This window comes from Actinocrinis sp., from assembly GCF_035938995.1.
Classification (GTDB): Bacteria; Actinomycetota; Actinomycetes; order Streptomycetales; family Catenulisporaceae; genus DASZGI01.
Map to the genome: position 1 here is coordinate 1 of NZ_DASZGI010000270.1, position 2713 is coordinate 2713.

4 protein-coding genes are annotated in these 2713 nt (G+C 69.8%); 3 read left to right on the forward strand and 1 reads right to left on the reverse strand.

Features of this window, described 5'->3' with window-relative positions; genetic code table 11:
* Positions 1-55: 55 nt before the first annotated feature.
* Positions 56-658 (forward strand): DNA-3-methyladenine glycosylase I, encoded by a 603-nt coding sequence (locus VGZ32_RS18690; protein WP_349263650.1) that lies wholly within the window; start codon positions 56-58, stop codon positions 656-658.
* Here the strand turns inward: VGZ32_RS18690 and VGZ32_RS18695 are convergent.
* Positions 648-1316 (reverse strand): O-methyltransferase, encoded by a 669-nt coding sequence (locus tag VGZ32_RS18695; RefSeq protein WP_326887365.1) that lies wholly within the window; start codon positions 1314-1316, stop codon positions 648-650. The two genes, VGZ32_RS18690 and VGZ32_RS18695, sit on opposite strands and share 11 nt — an antisense overlap.
* A 162-nt stretch (positions 1317-1478) precedes the next feature.
* On the opposite strand from VGZ32_RS18695, the gene VGZ32_RS18700 reads away from it, so the two are divergent.
* Together VGZ32_RS18700 and VGZ32_RS18705 are read left to right on the forward strand one after the other, a co-directional pair.
* Positions 1479-2351: an NAD(P)-dependent oxidoreductase gene (locus VGZ32_RS18700; protein WP_326887366.1), complete on the forward strand. Its 873-nt coding sequence runs from the start codon at positions 1479-1481 to the stop codon at positions 2349-2351.
* Between the two features lie 21 nt (positions 2352-2372).
* On the forward strand, positions 2373-2713 hold a 341-nt coding region (locus tag VGZ32_RS18705), incomplete at its 3' end, for an aldo/keto reductase (RefSeq protein WP_326887367.1).

Here is a 2713-nt window from a genome sequence, read left to right on the forward strand (position 1 = left end):
CGCCTGAGCGGTTCTTGTCGGACGTCGGTGCGATGATCGAGGCGTGGACGAATCCCTGCCCGGCGGCGCCATCCTCGGCCCGGACGGACTGCTGCGGTGCCCGTGGGGCGCCTCCGCCGACTACCTCACCTACCACGACGAGGAGTGGGGCCGCCCGCTGCACGGCGACGACGCGCTGTTCGAGCGGCTGTGCCTCGAGGCGTTCCAGTCCGGGCTGTCCTGGCTCACCATCCTGCGAAAGCGTCCGGCGTTCCGCGCCGCCTTCGCCGATTTCTCCATCCCGCGCGTCGCCCGCTTCTCCGACGCCGACGTGCAGCGGTTGTTGGCCGACGCCGGGATCGTGCGGAACCGGGCCAAGATCAACGCCGCGATCGCCAACGCCCGGGCGGCCGACTCGCTCGAGGGCGGGCTGTCGGACCTGATCTGGTCGTACGCCCCGCCGCCCCGGCCCGCCCCTCAGCGATTTGGCGATGTGCCGGCCGTCACGCCCGAGTCCACCGCCATGGCCAAGGCGCTGAAGAAGGCCGGATTCGTCTTCGTCGGACCGACCACCTGCTACGCCCTGATGCAGGCCTGCGGGCTGGTCGACGACCACCTGGCCGACTGCCATGTCAGGCGCGCGTCGACCGCCGCTGGTGATACGACCGTCAGCCGGTGACCAGGGCGACGATGAAGCCGTCGTAACCCTTGGCGCCCACGGTCTGGATCGAGGTGCCCGTCAGCCTCGGCTCACGGGCGATCAGGTCGACGACCTTGCGCACACCCTCGACGGCCGCGTTGGAGCCGTCGGTCTCGATGACCTTCCCCTCGCGCACCACGTTGTCGATGACGATCACAGTGCCCGGGTGGGACAGCAGCAGCGCCCCGGCCACGTACTGCGCGTTGGACGGCTTGTCCGCGTCGATGAACACGAAGTCGAACGGCTCGGCGCCCTCCTCGGCGAGCGCGGCCAGGCTGTCCACCCCGCGCCCCACGCGCACCTGCGTCTTGTCGGCCAGGCCCGCCGCCTCCAGGTTGGTCCGCGCCACCTCGGCGTGCTTGGGCTCGACCTCCAGCGAGAGCAGGCTGCCGCCCTCCGGCAGCCCGCGGGCCAGCCAGATGGCGGAATAGCCGCCGAGCGTGCCGACCTCCAGAATCCGGCGCGCGCCGGCCATCTTCACCATCAGATGCAGCAGCTTGCCCTGACTCGCCGTCACGGCGATCTGCGGCAGCCCCGCTTTGTCGCTGCGCTCCAGCGCCTCCGCCAGAACGGGATCGGGGCCGATCAGCGCGCCCTCGAAGTAGTCGTCCACCGCGTCCCAGGTCTCCTGGGCCATGACGTCACCCGCCTCCAAGATCGATACCCGATGAGCCGAGGATAGTGGGGGAGCGGCGGCCTGTGGCGTACGGCACCCAAATAAGGGCTCGGGTCGGTCAGCTTCTCCTTGATAGCGTGCGTAAAGAATCTTTCCCGAGCCGAATCCTGAGGGAGCGCGGGCATGGCCCATCGCGTGGCGGTCACCGGCGGAAGCGGGAAACTCGGCCGCGCCGTCGTCGCCGATCTCGTCGCCCATGGTTACTCGGTATACAGCCTCGACAACGTCCCGCCCCGCGAAGGCGTGTGGCCGAACGGCTACTCCTTCACCCGGGTCGATTTGACCGACTTCGGCCAGACCGCCGAGGCGCTCACCGCGATCGACGACCGGCACGCCGGGCTCGACGCGGTCGTGCACCTGGCCGCCGTGCCCGGCCCGGGCATGGCTCCCGACGCCGCGACCTTCTCCAACAACATCCGCTGCACCTACAACGTCTTCGCGGGCGCGCGGCACGCGGGGATCCGCAACGTGGTGTGGGCGTCCAGCGAGACGCTGCTCGGCCTGCCCTTTTCCCCGGACAATCCGCCGCCGTACGTCCCCGTAGACGAGGAGTACCCCGCGCGGCCGCAGTCCTCGTACGCGCTGGCCAAGCACCTCGACGAGCAGCTCGCCGCGCAGTTCGCGCGGTGGGACCCGGCTCTGAAGATTTACGGCCTGCGGTTCTCCAACGTCATGGAGCCCGCCGACTACGCCAACTTCCCCGGCTACGACACCGACCCGGCGCTGCGCCAGTGGAACCTGTGGTCATACATCGACGCCCGCGACGGCGCCCAGGCGGTGCGCCGCGCGCTGGAGCACGACGGGGTCGGCGCCGAGATCTTCCTCATCGCCAACGCCGACACCGTGATGGCCACCCGCACCACCCCCGACCTGCTCGCCACGGTCTTCCCAGAGGTTCCGGCGCGACGAGAGTTCGGACCGTACGAGTCGCCGCTGTCCATCGAGAAGGCGCGCCGGATCCTCGGCTACGCCCCCGAGTACAGCTGGCGCGACTAGATCAAGGATTGAGGAGCATCCGTGGACTACGTGAAACTCGGCTCGACCGGACTCGAGGTCTCCCCGCTCTCACTCGGCTGCATGAGCTTCGGCGACCCGGCCCGCGGCGGCCACCAGTGGGTGGTGCGCGAGGACGAGGCCCGCGAGTACATCAAGCGCGCCCTGGACGCCGGGATCAATTTCTTCGATACCGCCAACGGCTACTCCGGCGGCTCCAGCGAGGAGATCCTCGGCCGGGCGCTGGCCGACTTCGCCCGCCGCGACGAGGTCGTGGTGGCCACGAAGGTGTACTTCGGCTCCCGCCGCCCGAACGGCCACGGCCTGTCCCGCAAGGCGATCTTCACCGAGATCGACAACAGCCT

Coding starts and splice junctions, on each gene's coding strand:
- VGZ32_RS18700 (WP_326887366.1), top strand. CDS start 1,479: ATGGCCCATCGCGTGGCGGTCACCGGCGGAAGCGGGAAACTCGGCCGC.
- VGZ32_RS18695 (WP_326887365.1), bottom strand. CDS start 1,316: ATGGCCCAGGAGACCTGGGACGCGGTGGACGACTACTTCGAGGGCGCG.